Below are 16544 nucleotides of genomic sequence, written 5' to 3' on the forward strand. Positions count from 1 at the left end.
TAGATTTAACACAATTCTAAAAGTCTCTTTAAAAAAGTTTATTTATAATTTGTCTAAATAAACTTTAGTGATTATTTTTGCTCCGTAGAATTAATCTAAATAAAATGAAATATATCGTTGTATTGGCTTTTTCAAGTATAGTGCTATCACAAAGCCTAAACGCTCAAGAAATTGAATCTAATGATTCTATAGTAGAGTTAAATCCAGTCACCATCTCACCTATTCAACAAAGTCCTGAGAGAATGCCTGAAACAAAAGGAAATGTGATTTTTTCAGGAAAGAAAAATGAAGTTATCAAATTAAACGCCATTAACGCAAATTTAACCACAAACAATGCTCGTGAAGTTTTCTCAAGAATTCCAGGAGTTACAATCTGGGAAAATGAAGGATCAGGAATTCAAATAAACGTTGGGGTTAGAGGTTTAAGTCCTAACAGAAGTTGGGAACTAAACACGAGACAAAACGGATACGACATTTCATCTGATGTTTTTGGTTATCCAGAAGCTTATTACAATCCACCTTTGGAAGCAGTTGAGTCACTAGAATTAATTCGTGGTGGTGCTTCATTACAATTTGGACCTCAATTTGGAGGTATGTTAAATTATGTTCTTAAAAGAGAAACCAAAAAGAAATTTTCTTTTGAAACACAAAACACAGCTGGTAGCTATAACTTAATGAGTTCTTATAATGCTATTGGAGGAAAAGTAGGTAAATTTTCATATTACGCTTACAATCATTCCAGAAGTGCTGATGGCTGGAGAGAAAACAGCGAGTATAAAGTAAGAAATTCTCATGTTTTCCTTGAATATGCATTCACAGAAAAAACAAAACTTTCTGCAGAATATACAAACATGGATTACCAAATGCAACAAGCTGGAGGTTTAACAGATGAGCAGTTTAGTAATAATCCTAGACAATCATTAAGAAACAGAAACTGGTTTGGAACTCCATGGAACGTGTTTTCATTAAATTTTGACACAAAAATTAATGAAAATTTAAGTTCTAACACTAAATTATTTGGCTTAATTGGCGAACGAAATAGTGTTGGTTTTACAGCAACTCCTAACAATGTAGACGCTATTAATCCATTAACTAATGACTATGCTAACAGAAGAGTTGACAGGGATTTTTATGAAAATTTTGGTTTAGAAAACAGAAACTTGTACAAATATAAACTAGGGAAAATTGAAAACAATTTAGCTTTTGGGTTTAGATTATACAAAGCAAACACTATCAGAAAACAAGAAGGTAGAGGGACAACAGGTTCCGACTTTGATCTATCAACTGAAAATGGTTTTCCTAGAGATTTAAATTTTTATACTGAAAATGTAGCTTTATTTGCAGAAAACCAATTCAAATTAACTGAAAAATTAAGTGTAACGCCAGGTTTAAGATATGAATATATTAACTCTATCGGAAACGGAAGATTTGGGATTAGCTCAGGAAATGATGTGCCATTTGAAGAAAAAGAAATTAGTAGAAGCAAACCATTATTTGGTTTAGGAATGGAATATAAACTAGGCTCAACAAACATTTATGCTAATATTACGCAAGCGTACAGACCAGTTCTTTTCTCAGACATTACTCCGCCTGCAGTTACTGACCAAATAGACCCTAACTTAAAAGATGCTTCAGGCTTCAATGCTGATTTAGGATACAGAGGTACATTTAAAAATTATTTAAACTTTGACTTTAGTTTATTCTATCTTTCATACAACAACCGAATTGGAGGTGTTAGACAATTTGTAAACAACGATCCAACTCAGGGTACTTTCTTATACAGAACCAACTTAGGCGAAACAATTAATAAAGGTATTGAAGGATTTGTAAATCTTAATGTAACTAAATTACTAGAGGTTGAAAATAAATTCGGAAATATCGACTTATTTGCAACAATTAGTTTTATTGATTCTAGATACACCGATTTTAAAATATATTCAGCATCAGGAACTGCGCCAAATGTAGTGATTACAGAAAGTAACCTTAAAGGAAATAGAGTAGAAAACGCGCCTCGTTATATTCACAATTTTGGTCTAGGATGGGAAAAAAACAACTTTTCCACTACATTACAATATAAAATGTCAGGGAAAATTTTTACTGATGCAAACAACACAATAACACCATCTGCAAATGGAGTAACGGGATTACTAGACAAATATCACGTATTAGATTTATCAGCCGAATATAGATTCTTGAAAAATTATAATCTTAAAGGTGGAATTAACAATTTAACCGATGAAATGTATGCAACAAGAAGAGCAGGTGGATATCCAGGCCCTGGAATTTTACCAGGAGAAGGGCGAACATTCTTTCTTTCTATTGGAGCAAAATTTTAATAATTTTCAGTTAGTTTTAGTTAATAAAAAAGCAATCTCATAAATTTTGAGATTGCTTTTCTTATTTTTGCACTATGGATATACAACAAATCTTAGTTTACCTTTCTTTAGCTATTGCCGTAGGTTTTTTGGTAAAGAAATTCTTTTGGAAAAAACGCCCAAAGAAATCAAAACCTTGCGGTGATGATTGTGCTTGTCATTAACCCAAAGCCACGTCTAAAATCATCATGACAATAAATCCGCCGATAAAACCTAAAGTGGCAATATCGGTATTTTTATCTTGTTGGGTTTCTGGAATTACTTCTTCAACGACAACAAATATCATAGCTCCAGCAGCAAAAGCCAATGCGTAAGGTAATATTGGGGTGAAAAAAGTAACCGCAACAGCACCAATTACTCCAAAAATAGGTTCTACAATGGCTGACGATTGTCCGTACATGAAACTTTTTGTTCTGCTCATTCCCATTCTTCGTAACGGCATAGAAACGGCAATTCCTTCAGGAAAATTTTGAATTCCAATTCCAATCGCCAAAGTAACGGCGCCTGCAATTGAAGCTTCTGGAATTCCAGCTGCAACACCACCAAACAAAACACCAACCGCTAATCCTTCAGGAATATTGTGCAACGTGATGGCTAAAACCAAAAGAGTGGTTCTTTGCCATGGCGATTTTATTCCCTCTGTTTCTTTGAAATTAATGTGCATGTGTGGCAACACTTTATCTAATCCGAAAATAAATAAAGCTCCTAAAGCGAATCCAACTGCAGCCGGAATTACTTTAATAAATCCATCTCCTTCACTCATTTCGATAGCGGGCGCTAACAAACTCCAAAAACTTGCCGCAACCATTACACCACCTGTAAAACCAAGCATTCCGTCTAAAACTACTCGATTCATCGTCTTAAAAAAGAACACAAACGAAGCACCGAATGCTGTTAATCCCCACGTAAATGTGGTAGCTAAAAAAGCAGCCAAAATCGGGTCGATACTTTCAAAAAAATGAATAATTGAATCAAACATAATTATTGTACGTATAAGTTATTAGCAATTTTATTCGAAATCGTTAATCTTTTTCCATCAATTTCAACCGTTAACGTGTCATCAAAATCTTCTTTGTCGATTACTTTAACAACTGAACCTAAAGCTATTTTTTGCTTGTCTAAATATTTTAAAAAATCGGTAGACGAATCTTTCACGCCAACACAATGAAATGCAGCATTAATTTCGACTTCCGATAAAAGTTGTTTCTCAATTTTTTTAATCACACCTTTTGCATCTGGAATGGGATCACCGTGTGGATCAGCTACTGGAAAACCAAGAAAAGCATCCAATTTATTAATCAATTGTTCGGATTTAATGTGTTCTAATTCTTCTGCAATTTCGTGCACTTCATCCCAAGAAAAACCTAATTTATCTACCAAAAAAACTTCCCACAAACGGTGCTTTCTAACAATCATTTTTGCCGAATGAAAACCTTTTTCAGTTAAGGTAACGCCTTGATATTTCTGGTAACTTACCAAATCTTTATCCGAAAGTTTTTTCATCATATCGGTAACCGATGACGCTTTGGTATCAAGCATTCCCGCAATAGCGTTCGTATTGACACCTTTTGGAGAAACCAACGATAAATGATAAATAACTTTAATATAATTTTCTTCAGAAATGGTCATAATCAATTCATTTTGACAAATATATAAAGTTTTTTTAGTTTTGTAAATGTTTTATTTTTAGTTTTGTCTAAATTTAATTTTATAATGTCTAAAATATTTATTTATACTGCTCTATTTTTATCTGCCTTTACCTTTTCACAAAACACTATAAAAGGAAAAGTAACCGCTAATAATGAAGTTTTAGCTTATGCCAATATCTATATAAAAGAGCTAAACAAAGGAGTTGAAACAAATGAAAAAGGTTTATATGAATTCGAAAATATTCCTAACGGTTCTTATACAATTACCGCTTCATACATTGGGTTTAAATCCGAAAAGAAAAAAATTACACTTGAAAACAATTCTGATTTAACAATCAATTTCACCTTACAAGAAGATTCAAACACATTAGACGATGTAGTAATTTCCGGAACACTAAAACCCGTTTCAAGAATGGAAACACCCGTTCCTGTAGAAGTGTATACAACAGCCTTTTTAAAGAAAAACCCAACCTCCAATATTTTTGAAGCATTGCAAAATGTAAATGGTGTTCGACCTCAACTAAATTGCAACATTTGCAACACTGGCGACATTCATATTAATGGATTAGAAGGTCCGTACACCATGGTTACGATTGACGGAATGCCAATTGTAAGCGCACTTTCAACCGTTTATGGTTTATCAGGAATTCCGAATTCGTTGATTGACAGAGTTGAAGTAGTAAAAGGTCCAGCATCAAGTTTGTACGGAAGTGAAGCCGTTGGCGGATTAATTAACATCATTACCAAAAAACCAACAACTGCTCCATTATTTTCTGCCGATATTTTTTCGACTTCTTGGCTAGAAACCAATGTGGATTTAGGATTTAAAAGTAACATTGGTAAAAAAGTAACCACATTAGTGGGAATCAATTATTACAATTACAACCAACCTATCGATAATAACAACGATAATTTTACCGATGTAACCTTGCAAGAACGCATTTCCATCTTCAACAAATGGAACTTTGAGCGAAAAAACAATAAAGAATTCACCATCGCTGGACGTGTTTTTTATGAAGATCGTTGGGGTGGCGAAATGCAATGGAATAAATCGTATCGCGGTGGTTCGGAAGTGTATGGTGAAAGCATTTATACCAAACGTGTGGAGCTTTTAAGTAAATATCAATTACCCACAACTGAAGATATGTATTTGTCTCTATCAGTAACCGCTCACGATCAAAATTCGGTGTATGGAAATACGATTTACTTGGCGAATCAAAAAATTGCTTTTGGACAATATACTTGGGATAAAAAGCTAGAAAATCACAATTTGTTATTGGGAGCTGCTTTTCGTTATCAATATTACAACGACAACACACCAGCGACAGTTTCGGCAGAACAAACAAAAATCTATAGTGTTTTTCTTCAAGATGAAATAAAATTGGCTGAAAAACATCATCTTTTATTAGGTGCTCGATACGATTACAACAACAATCACGGTAATATTTTCACCCCGAGAATTGCCTACAAATGGAATCCAACAGAAAATGATGTATTCCGAATTAATGCAGGAACTGGATTTCGAATCGTGAATTTATTTACCGAAGATCACGCTGCTTTAACAGGTTCAAGAGATGTAGTAATTACCGAAGATTTAAAACCTGAAACTTCGTACAACATCAATTTGAATTATTTGAAGAAAATCAGATTTGAAAACGGTGTTTTTTTAGGATTTGAAACTTCGGCTTGGTACACCTATTTTAACAACCAAATTATTCCAGATTACGACACAAATCCAAACCAAATTATTTATTCCAACTTAAACGGATATGCACAAACATTAGGAATAAGTGGTAATATCGATTTGGTTACACCTTTCGGATTAAAAGCAATTGTTGGTTTTACGATTATGGAACCTAAAAATGTGCAAAACGGAGTGATTTCAACACCTGTTTTAACGGAAAAATACAGCACTAATTGGGCAATAACGTACGATATTCCAAAATGGTTTCTATCCATCGATTACACTGGGAATTTATATGGACCAATGCGATTGCCAATTTTAGGTGATTTAGACCCAAGGCCTGAGTACTCTCCTATTTGGAGTTTGCAAAACATACAATTTACTTATAAAAAATTTCGTAGTTTTGAACTTTATGGTGGTGTGAAAAATATTTTGAATTGGACGCCAAATAAAGGAACTCCATATTTAATAGCTGGAGCAGAAGATCCTTTTGGTGAAAATTTTGACGCAACTTATATGTATGCACCCAACCAAGGAATTAGAGGCTTTTTAGGAATTCGATATACTATTTTTTAATGCAACATTATCATTACATTTTCACAGGTTCAGGATTATCGACTTTGATGACCGTTTATGAAATGCTTTTATCTGGAAAATTTAAAGATAAATCCATTTTACTAATTGATGAGAATACTAAAAAAGCAAACGATAGAACTTGGTGCCTTTGGGACGAACATAATTTATTTGATGAAATCGTCTCAAAAAAATGGAATCAAGCCATTTTTGCGAATGAAAAATTTAATCGGGTTTTAGAACTAACGCCTTATCAATACAAGAAAATCAATGGTTTGGATTTTTATGAATTGATTTTCAAGAAGATTTCCGAACATAAAAACATCCATTTTCTAAATCAAAAAGTAGTTGATTTTACAGAATTAGGAAATCATTGCGTTGTAAAAACCAAAGAAGAAACTTTTACTTGTAACAAAATTTTTAATTCAATTTACAATCCTGAAATTGTTACTGCGCAAAATAAATTTCCTTTGATACAGCAACATTTTGTAGGTTGGTTTTTCAAAAGTAAAGAAGCTGTTTTTACTCCAAATTGTGCCACTTTCATGGATTTTTCGGTGGAACAAAAAGGCAATACGCGTTTTATGTATGTTTTACCAACATCAGAAAATGAAGCGTTGTTAGAATACACGTTGTTTTCAAAAGACTTACTTTCAAAAGAGGAATACGAATCTGAAATCCAGAAATACATTGAAAATTTAGGTATAACGGAATACGAAATCATCGAAAAAGAACAAGGCAATATTCCGATGACGTGCTATCCTTTCTGGAAACACAACACTAAAAACATCATTAATATTGGTTCGGCTGGCGGTTGGACAAAAGCTAGCACAGGATATACTTTTAAAAACGCATCCAAAAAATCGAAAGCTTTAGTCCAATTTCTAAAATCAGAATCCGACTTCACGAAATTTCATAAGAAAGATAAATTTTGGTTCTATGATTTGTTGTTGCTGGATATTTTAAGTTCTAAAAACGAATTAGGTTCTAAAATATTTTCATCGATGTTTAGAAGTGGAAATTCAACTGTGATTTTTAAATTTTTAGATGAAGAAACTTCAATATGGGAAGATTTACAAGTCATTTGGAAATGCCCAAAAATGATGTTTGTGAAAGCGCTTTTTGGTAGAATTTTCAAATAAGAGTAAACTATCAAATCATAACAAATCTTTATGAATTGGTTTTCTGTAACAAGCAAAAAACTTTGTAACTTTGCAACTCGTTAACTTATAACAATACAAATTATGTATCCAGAAGAAATGGTAAAACCAATGCGTGCTGAATTAACAGAAGCTGGTTTTCAAGAATTATATAGCGCTGAAGCAGTAGAAAATGCTTTAAAAAACGAAGGAACTACGTTAGTAGTAATCAACTCTGTTTGTGGTTGTGCAGCAAGAAATGCACGTCCAGGAGCAAAAATGAGTTTAGATGGTGCTAAAAAACCTTCACAATTAGTAACTGTTTTTGCAGGAGTTGATAAAGAAGCTGTAGATGCAGCGCGTCAACACATGTTCCCTTTTCCTCCATCATCCCCATGTATGGCTTTATTTAAAGATGGTGAACTAGTTCACATGCTAGAACGTCATCATATCGAAGGTCGCCCAGCAGAATTAATTGCTGAAAATTTAAAAGACGCTTACAACGAATTTTGCTAATAATTTTTTTTGGCGCAACCTTTTTATGAATTTCGAATCTTATTAAAAAAAGATTATGAAAATTATAGTTCGAATTTTGCTTTTGTCAATTTTATTGCAAAGTTTTCAATGTGATGAAAATGAGTCAAATGTTTCGGAAATTACACCTGAACAATTGATTGAAAAAAAACAAGAGATTCTTGATTATATTAACAGTTTTTCGTGTACCAGCACATCAAATTGTAATTACATCGCTTTTGGTGCTAAGCCTTGTGGTGGACCTAGAGAATTTTTGGTTTTTCCAAATACAGTAAATCAAACTACATTAGAAAACTTAGTCAATGAATATTATGAAATGGATCGTCAATACAATATACAAACAGGAGCAGTTTCTGATTGTATGGTAGTAAGTCCTCCAAATAATATTGATTGTGTAAACGGCGACTGCACAATTGTAGACTAAAAATACAAGCATTATACTATGCTGGCATACAATAAAATCCACTAAAAAATTGGTGGATTTTTATTTTATAGCTTACTTTTGCCCAAATTGGTTTTTTACATGGAAAAAATTCTTTCATACCCACTTTCAATATTATACACGTTAGTTTTTTTTATTTGGTTGTTAATTTTTCATCCGATTCAATGGGTTTGTTTTAATCTTTTTGGATACAATGCACACCGCCTTAGTGTTGCATATTTAAACCTTTGCTTAGTTAGAACTGCGCATTTACTTGGCACCACTTATCATATTAAAGGGATGGAAAATGTTCCTGAAAACAAGCCTTTAATCATTGTTGCCAATCACCAAAGTTTACACGATATCACTACCATTATTTGGTTTTTGCGAAAAGTACATCCTAAATTTATAAGTAAAATTGAACTTGGAAAAGGAATTCCGAGTGTTTCTTATAATTTACGCCATGGTGGTTCGGCTTTAATTGACCGAAAAGATCCAAAACAAGCGTTACCTGAAATTAAAAAAGTAGCAGAATTAGTAAATAACAATAATTACTCGGTTGTAATATTTCCAGAAGGTACACGAAGCAAAACCGGAACACCTAAACCTTTCGCCGTGAATGGATTAAAAATGTTATACAAGTTTGCTCCAGATGCTTATTTCTTGCCAATAACCATAAATAATTCATGGAAAATGACTAAATTTGGTACTTTCCCTCTCGGATTAGGAACTCGTTTAGAATTTACCATTCATAAACCAATGAAAATTTCAGAACATCCGTTTGAAGAAATTTTTGAAAAAACCGAAACTATAATTACAAAACATATTAAAATATAACCCCCATGTCTATACAAAACGTCCGCTTGGAAGTAATGCAATTTTTGGAAAAAAAAGTGGATAACTTCGTGGAAGAATTCTTAATCCCTGTCGAGAAAATTTGGCAACCTACTGATTTACTTCCTGATTCTTCAAAAGAAAATTTTTTAGAAGAAGTAAAAGAATTACGTGAAATAGCTAAAGATTTACCTTATGATTTTTGGGTTACTTTAGTTGGAGATACCATTACCGAAGAAGCTTTGCCAACATACGAAACTTGGCTAATGGATGTTGAAGGCGTTACTCAAAAAGGAGAAAACGGTGATAACGGTTGGGCAAAATGGTTACGTCAATGGACAGGTGAAGAAAACCGTCACGGAGATGTATTAAACAAATATCTTTATCTTTCGGGTAGAGTAAATATGCGTGAAGTTGAAATTACTACGCACCATTTAATAAACGATGGTTTTGATCCAGGAACTGGAAGAGATCCTTATAAAAACTTTATATTCACCAGTTTTCAAGAATTAGCAACTTATGTTTCTCACAATCGTGTGGCGTTACTTGCTAAAAAATATGGCGATAAAAAACTACACAAAATGTGTAATTTAATTGCTGGAGACGAAATGCGTCATCACTTAGCGTATAGCGAATTTGTTAAACGTATTTTTGAAGTAGATCCTAGCGAAATGATGTTATCGTTTCAATACATGATGAAGAAAAAAATTACGATGCCAGCGCATTTGATTAGAGAATCAGGTGAAAGTATTGGAACTGCATTCGAAAAATTTTCAGAATCGGCACAACGTTTAGGTGTTTACACAGCGATGGATTATGTAGATATTCTTCAAAAATTAAATGAGAAATGGGAAATTGATAAAATTGGTAATCTTACAGATGAAGCTGAAAAAGCACGTGATTATCTAATGAAATTACCTGCTCGTATGGCAAAAATTTCTGAGCGTTTAGTCGTTCCTGCTGAAGGACAACTTTTTAAATGGGTAGAACCAGCTTTAGCTAGATAAACTTATAAATTCTAAAAAAAATTAAATTCCAATTTTACACAAGATTGGAATTTTTTATATCATCAGAAATGACAATAATAGACAACACTATACTTTTTGTAAAACAACAATTAGAAAATGCAGAAGGAGGTCACGATTGGTTTCACATCGAACGCGTCTATAAAAATGCTTTATTAATTGCAGAAGGCGAAGATTGCGATTTGATAGTAGTTAAGCTTGGTGCGTTACTACATGATATTGCCGATTCAAAATTTCATGGTGGCGATGAAACGGTTGGCCCAAAAACAGCTCGTACTTTTTTAGAATCACAAAATGTAAAAGAAGACATTATTTTACATGTAATTGCAATTATTGAAAATATTTCGTTTAAAGGTGGAAATTTCGAAAAGAAATTCAATTCCAAAGAATTAGAAATTGTGCAAGATGCTGATCGATTAGATGCTATTGGCGCTATAGGAATTGCTCGTACTTTTAATTATGGTGGATTCAAAAATCGTCCATTATACAATCCGAATGTTCAGCCCAACATGAGTATGAATAAGGAAGAATACAAGAATAGTGAATCGCCAACTTTGAATCACTTTTACGAAAAATTATTACTTCTAAAAGATAAAATGAATACCGAAACAGGTAAAAAAATTGCTCAAAAGCGTCATGATTTTATGGTGACTTTTTTAAGTCAGTTTTATGCCGAATGGGACGGTCAGGAATAAAAACAAAAAGCGGTTCTCTTTATGAAAACCGCTTTTTTTAATATTTTAATTTCATTAAACTACTCCTTGCGCCAACATAGCATCCGCTACTTTTACAAATCCTGCAATATTGGCTCCTTTTACATAATCAATATAACCATCATCGTTTTTACCATATTTCACACAAGATTCGTGAATGCTGTTCATGATTTTATGCAAACGCTCATCCACTTCTTCTGTTGTCCAACTCAATCGTAATGAATTTTGTGACATTTCTAATCCCGATGTGGCAACACCACCCGCGTTAGATGCTTTTCCTGGTGCAAATAAAATTTTTGCATTGTGAAAGGCTGCAATTGCTTCTGGAGTGGAAGGCATGTTGGCGCCTTCAGCCACACAAATACAACCGTTTGCAATCAATTTTTGTGCTTCATCACCGTTCAATTCGTTTTGAGTGGCACAAGGCAAAGCAATATCGCATTTAACTTCCCAAGGATCTTTTCCTGCAAAAAATTGTGCCTTTGGATATTTGTTCAAATATTCTGAAATTCTACCATAATTTATATTTTTGATTTCCATAATGTAAGCTAATTTCTCTGCGTCAATTCCGTCAGCATCATAAATATATCCTGAAGAATCTGAAGCTGTCACCACTTTTGCTCCTAATTGTGTTGCTTTTTCAATAGCATATTGCGCCACATTTCCTGAACCAGAAACCAAAACTGTTTTTCCTTGAAATGAAAGTCCTTTGGTAGCCAGCATACTTTGGGCAAAATAAACAGTACCATATCCTGTAGCTTCTGGACGAATTAACGAACCTCCAAAAGAGATTCCTTTTCCAGTTAAAACACCAGTAAATTCGTTTCTTAATTTTTTATATTGACCAAATAAATAACCTACTTCTCTACCTCCAACACCAATATCACCCGCAGGAACATCAGTATCTGGTCCAATGTGTCTAAATAATTCTGCCATAAAAGCTTGGCAAAAACTCATGATTTCAGTGTCTGATTTCCCTTTCGGATCAAAATCTGAACCACCTTTTCCACCACCCATTGGCAATGTCGTTAAACTGTTTTTGAAAACTTGTTCAAAAGCCAAAAATTTCAAAATGCTCAAATTTACCGAAGGATGAAAACGCAATCCTCCTTTGTATGGACCAATTGCAGAATTCATTTGGATGCGATATCCTTTGTTTAATCTTGTTTTTCTGGCATCATCTAACCATGCTACGCGAAACATTACAACCCTTTCAGGTTCAACCATTCGTTCTAAAAGCATTTTATCTTGATACTTTTTATTGTTTTCAATGAATGGAATAACAGCTTCGGCCACCTCGTGGACAGCTTGCAAGAACTCGGGTTCGTTTGGATTTTTTTTCGCAACTTCAGCCACGAAATCATTAATTTTTTTTAACATAATTATTGTGTTGTTGTTTGTTAAATAATTAAAAAATATTTATTTCAACTCAAAATTAAACATTTTAACAATTATACTTAAAAAAATTAACTAAAACATTTTGTTAACAACCTTAAATAAAAAACCCAGAACTAAGTTCTGGGTTTATATTTTATTTTCCTGGAAATATTGCTTTTCTTTTTTCTAAAAATGCGGTTGTCCCTTCTTTAAAGTCTTCGGTTCCAAAAGAAAGACCGAAGTTTTTAATTTCTACTTCATAACCATTCGTTCCGTCTTCAAAATTGGCATTAATTGCTTCGATTGCTTTTGCGATAGCTACACTTGAATTATTTGCAATTTTTGAAGCAATCCCTTTTGTGAAATCTAATAGTTCTTCTTGTGTAACTACGTGATTAACTAAACCAAAATTTTTAGCCGTTTCTGCATCAATCATTCCTGCTGTCATGATTAGTTCCATAGCACGACCTTTACCAACCAATTGAGCTAAACGTTGTGTGCCTCCATAACCAGGAATCACACCCAAAGTAACTTCTGGTAATCCCATTTTTGCATTTGTTGAAGCTGTTCTAAAATGACAAGCCATTGCTAATTCTAATCCACCACCAAGAGCAAATCCATTAACTGCTGCAATAACTGGTGTGCTTAAATTTTGTACAAAATCAAATAATAAAGCTTGTCCTTCAGCGGCTAATTTCCCGCCTTCTTCTACTGAAAAATTAGCGAATTCTGAAATATCTGCTCCGGCAACAAATGCTTTTTCGCCACTTCCAGTAATGATAATAGCTTTTATTGATTTGTCTTCGTTTAACGCTTTAAAACCATCATGTAATTCTTGTATTGTAGCTTTGTTTAATGCGTTTAATTTTGTGGGTCTATTAATGGTAATAACCGCAATATTGTCTTGTTTTTCAATTAAAATGTTCTCCATTATAGTGTGTTTATTGTTTATTTATTGGGAAAGAAACCAAAAATTCGGTTCCTATGTTTAATTCTGTTTCAAATGTAATTGTTCCGTGGTAATTTTCGATAATATTTTTAATAATTGCTAAACCAAGTCCCATTCCGCTTGATTTTGTGGTGAATTTTGGTTCGAAAATTCGGGCAGCATTTTCTTCGGAAATTCCTTTTCCGTTATCTTTAACCGCAATTTTTACTTGATTATCTTCTCTAAAAACGGTTACAAAAACCAGTTTGTGCTCTTGCTCTTCTGGAATGGATTGAATGGCGTTTTTTACCAAATTTGTGATTACACGAATTAATTGCGTTCGGTCTAACTTGGCAATAATTTCGTCTTCTAATGCTGAAAATTGAATAAAATCTTCATTAAAAATTTCCAATGCCATTTTAACAATATACACCACATTTAATGTTTCATTTTGTTGAGCTGGCATTGTGGCAAAGTTAGAAAAAGCACTTGCTACCGAACTCATCGTATCTATTTGTTGTAAAATGGTTTGCGTGTAATCGTTTAATTTTTTTGAAATATCAGGATCGTTAGCATCAAACTTTCGTTGAAAACTTTGCACCGTTAAACGCATTGGTGTAAGCGGATTTTTAATTTCGTGTGCTACTTGCTTTGCCATTTCGCGCCAAGCTTGTTCTCTTTCACTTTGTGCTAAAATAGTGGCGCTTTCTTCTAATTTATCTACCATGTTATTATAGGAACGGACCAATAAGTTGATTTCCTTACTTCCGTCTTCAATAACAATTTTTTCATTACGTTGATCTAATTGAGTTTCCTGAATTTTATCGCTAATGATTTTTAATGATTTTGTAATATAACTCGATAAAAAGTAAGAAAGAACAATGGCAATGAAAAACATAAAAGTATAGACCTGTCCAAAACGAATTAAGAAATTTTGAACTTCATTGTCATAAAACTCAGCATCTTCTTCATAGGGTAAATTTAAAATAGCAAGTGGCTTAAATTTATTATCTTTTAAATAAGAATAGGATGATCTAAAGGTTTTTTCGTCAACATTTGAAAATTCAATATATCTTTTATCTAAAGAAGATTGAATTATTTTTAAAGTAGATGGATTAATTTTTGGTTTGTCTTTATCTAATTTAAAAATAGCTTTTGATGAAATTAATAAGTTTCCTTTTAAATCAAAAAAATTAATTTCCATGCTATGAATATCTGCTAATTCGAAAATTTTATCTTTAAAAATTAGTGGAATATTTTTTGTGTTTAGCGGATAAGTTGTTGTTTGTAAAACATAATTTATGTGTTCAGCAATTGCAGTTTCTTTTCGCTCTAATCTATCTTGATGGTATTCTTTTGCTTCTTTTCTAAATTGGTAAATGGAAACCGCAGCAATAAGTATTGATGCAATTAGTGTTAAGAATATCATGGATAGAAATATTCTTACACGCAATGAAAGGTTTTTAAAATTGAATATTCTATCCATTAGTAATGCTAAAAATTAGCTGTTATTTTTTTCTCTAATTTTTTTATACAATTTATATCCTAGCATTAAAAGTATTGAAAAGGCAATAATTCCAACAACTCCAAAAATCCAGTTAATTGCATTCTTTAAAATTACTAAAAAAACTACTGCGAAAAGAATAATAGTAGCACCTTCGTTCCAAAGTCTAAAAAACCCAGGGGAATGTTTCACTTCGTTATTTTGTAATTGCTTAAATATTTGATGGCATTTTAAATGATACAAATACAATAAAAACACAAAAGCTAATTTAACATGCATCCAAGGTTGCGCTAACCAAACTTTCCCAACTTCAGTAAAAAACAACATCCAAAAAGCAAAAATACTTGCTAAAATAGCACTTGGCCAAGTAATAATGTACCACAAACGGTATTGCATTAATTGGTATTGTTTTATTAAAATATCTTGCTCAAGTTGTGGTTTTTGTTTGGCTTCGGCATGATAAACAAATAAGCGAACAATGTAAAACAACCCAGCAAACCAAGTGATTACAAATATTAAATGCAGTGATTTTATGTAGTTGTAAAGTTCCATTTAGAAGTCATTTCTATTTAATTTGAAAATCTTTAATCCAATTCGCAACTACTCCACACCATTCATCTTCATCATTTAAACATGGAATTGCCATAAATTCCTCGCCTCCATGATGCAAAAATTGTTCGTTAGCTTCCATTGCGATTTCTTCTAAAGTTTCTAAACAATCAGCAACGAATGCTGGTGTTACTACGGCTAATTTCTTAATTCCTTGCTCTGGCATTTTGTTAATTTCAACATCTGTATAAGGTGTTAACCATTTATCACCTGCTAAACGCGATTGAAAGGTTTGGCTGTATTTTCCTTCTGGAATTCCTAATAATTTTACAACTTGTTTTGTAGTTTCATAACATTGATGACGGTAACAAAATTCGTGCGCTGGCGAAGGTGTGTTGCAACAAGAACCATCAATTTTACAATGCGATTTAGTTACATCTGTTTTACGAATATGACGTTTTGGAATTCCGTGATACGAAAATAATAAATGGTCGTAATCAAATCCTTCTAAATGTTTTTTGATGGAATTTGCCAAAGCCTGAATAAAATCAGGTTTGTTATAAAAAGCTGGAACATTAGTAAATGTCATTTCTGGGAAATGCTTCTGACGTAATTCTTCAGCCAAAACTAAAATAGTAGTAGTTGAAGCCATGGCATGTTGCGGATATAAAGGCAAAAGCATCACTTCAGTTACCCCTTGATCTTTTAACTCTTGTAATCCTTTTTGAATGGTCATGGTTCCATATCGCATTGCTAAGGCAACTGGAACATCAACCAATTGTTGCACTTTTTGATGCATTTTTTTAGAAATCACAATTAAAGGCGAACCTTCATCTGTCCAAATTCTTGCATACGCTTCCGCTGATTTTTTAGGTCTTGTTTGTAAAATAATCCCTCGAACTAACAAAGCACGTAATAAAAACGGAACATCTATTACATATTTATCCATTAAGAACTCGTCTAAATATGGCTTAACGTCTTTGGCTGTTGGACTTTCTGGCGAACCTAAGTTAACTAATAATACTCCTTTTTTCATTTTCTTTTTTTTTCAAAAATACTATTTAATTATCAAAAAAAAATGACGTAAGATTAATCTTAAAGCAAAAATTACTATTTGTCGGAAAAATTATTCATTTTATCGAAATTTTGTTAAAATTATAATATTATTAACAATATATTTTTTTTTATATTAAATAATATTTAACTTAGTGACAGAATTATTGAATATTTAATAATTAA

General features: G+C 32.7%; 15 protein-coding genes. 8 read left to right on the top strand and 7 right to left on the bottom strand.

The window, feature by feature from the left end; genetic code table 11:
* The first annotated feature begins 104 nt into the window (after positions 1-104).
* The gene (locus C8D80_RS07285; protein ID WP_133608877.1) at positions 105-2336 is read left to right on the top strand and encodes a TonB-dependent receptor family protein; all 2232 of its coding nucleotides are present in this window, start codon (positions 105-107) and stop codon (positions 2334-2336) included.
* A gap of 199 nt (positions 2337-2535) precedes the next feature.
* Here the strand turns inward: C8D80_RS07285 and C8D80_RS07295 are convergent, their stop codons facing one another.
* Positions 2536-3354, bottom strand: a complete 819-nt coding sequence (locus tag C8D80_RS07295) for a ZIP family metal transporter (RefSeq protein ID WP_133608881.1) — start codon at positions 3352-3354, stop codon at positions 2536-2538.
* A 2-nt stretch (positions 3355-3356) separates the two neighbouring features.
* On the bottom strand, positions 3357-4004 hold the full coding sequence (locus C8D80_RS07300) for a metal-dependent transcriptional regulator (protein WP_133608883.1): 648 nt from the start codon (positions 4002-4004) through the stop codon (positions 3357-3359).
* A gap of 84 nt (positions 4005-4088) precedes the next feature.
* Between C8D80_RS07300 and C8D80_RS07305 the strand changes: the two genes are divergently transcribed.
* From C8D80_RS07305 to C8D80_RS07335, 7 genes are all read left to right on the top strand, one after another.
* A complete protein-coding gene (locus C8D80_RS07305) occupies positions 4089-6284 on the top strand; it encodes a TonB-dependent receptor (RefSeq protein ID WP_133608885.1) in 2196 nt (731 codons plus the stop codon).
* Entirely contained in the window at positions 6284-7423 is a 1140-nt protein-coding gene (locus C8D80_RS07310) for a lycopene cyclase family protein (protein WP_133608887.1), read from the top strand. The genes C8D80_RS07305 and C8D80_RS07310 overlap by 1 nt, the downstream gene beginning before the upstream one ends.
* A 102-nt stretch (positions 7424-7525) precedes the next feature.
* A complete protein-coding gene (locus C8D80_RS07315; protein ID WP_133608889.1) occupies positions 7526-7936 on the top strand; it encodes a BrxA/BrxB family bacilliredoxin in 411 nt (136 codons plus the stop codon).
* A gap of 55 nt (positions 7937-7991) precedes the next feature.
* Positions 7992-8378 (top strand): hypothetical protein, encoded by a 387-nt coding sequence (locus tag C8D80_RS07320; RefSeq protein ID WP_133608892.1) that lies wholly within the window; start codon positions 7992-7994, stop codon positions 8376-8378.
* A gap of 99 nt (positions 8379-8477) precedes the next feature.
* Positions 8478-9212 carry a lysophospholipid acyltransferase family protein gene (locus C8D80_RS07325; protein ID WP_133608894.1) on the top strand — a complete coding sequence of 245 codons (735 nt, stop codon included), beginning with the start codon at positions 8478-8480 and terminating at the stop codon, positions 9210-9212.
* Positions 9213-9217: 5 nt separating this feature from the next.
* Positions 9218-10216 (top strand): acyl-ACP desaturase, encoded by a 999-nt coding sequence (locus tag C8D80_RS07330; RefSeq protein WP_133608896.1) that lies wholly within the window; start codon positions 9218-9220, stop codon positions 10214-10216.
* A 68-nt stretch (positions 10217-10284) separates the two neighbouring features.
* Entirely contained in the window at positions 10285-10929 is a 645-nt protein-coding gene (locus tag C8D80_RS07335) for an HD domain-containing protein (protein WP_133608898.1), read from the top strand.
* A gap of 54 nt (positions 10930-10983) precedes the next feature.
* Here the strand turns inward: C8D80_RS07335 and gdhA are convergent, their stop codons facing one another.
* The 5 genes from gdhA to hemH form a co-directional block, all read right to left on the bottom strand.
* Positions 10984-12327, bottom strand: a complete 1344-nt coding sequence (gene gdhA, locus C8D80_RS07340; RefSeq protein ID WP_133608900.1) for an NADP-specific glutamate dehydrogenase — start codon at positions 12325-12327, stop codon at positions 10984-10986.
* A 151-nt stretch (positions 12328-12478) separates the two neighbouring features.
* Positions 12479-13255 carry an enoyl-CoA hydratase/isomerase family protein gene (locus tag C8D80_RS07345; RefSeq protein ID WP_133608902.1) on the bottom strand — a complete coding sequence of 259 codons (777 nt, stop codon included), beginning with the start codon at positions 13253-13255 and terminating at the stop codon, positions 12479-12481.
* Positions 13256-13265: 10 nt separating this feature from the next.
* Positions 13266-14681: a sensor histidine kinase gene (locus tag C8D80_RS07350; protein WP_133609458.1), complete on the bottom strand. Its 1416-nt coding sequence runs from the start codon at positions 14679-14681 to the stop codon at positions 13266-13268.
* A 72-nt stretch (positions 14682-14753) separates the two neighbouring features.
* Positions 14754-15308, bottom strand: a complete 555-nt coding sequence (locus C8D80_RS07355) for a CopD family protein (protein WP_133608904.1) — start codon at positions 15306-15308, stop codon at positions 14754-14756.
* A gap of 13 nt (positions 15309-15321) precedes the next feature.
* Entirely contained in the window at positions 15322-16341 is a 1020-nt protein-coding gene (gene hemH, locus C8D80_RS07360) for a ferrochelatase (RefSeq protein ID WP_133608906.1), read from the bottom strand.
* Positions 16342-16544 lie beyond the last annotated feature (203 nt).

This window comes from Flavobacterium cheniae (assembly GCF_004363695.1).
In the GTDB taxonomy this organism is placed as follows: domain Bacteria; phylum Bacteroidota; class Bacteroidia; order Flavobacteriales; family Flavobacteriaceae; genus Flavobacterium; species Flavobacterium cheniae.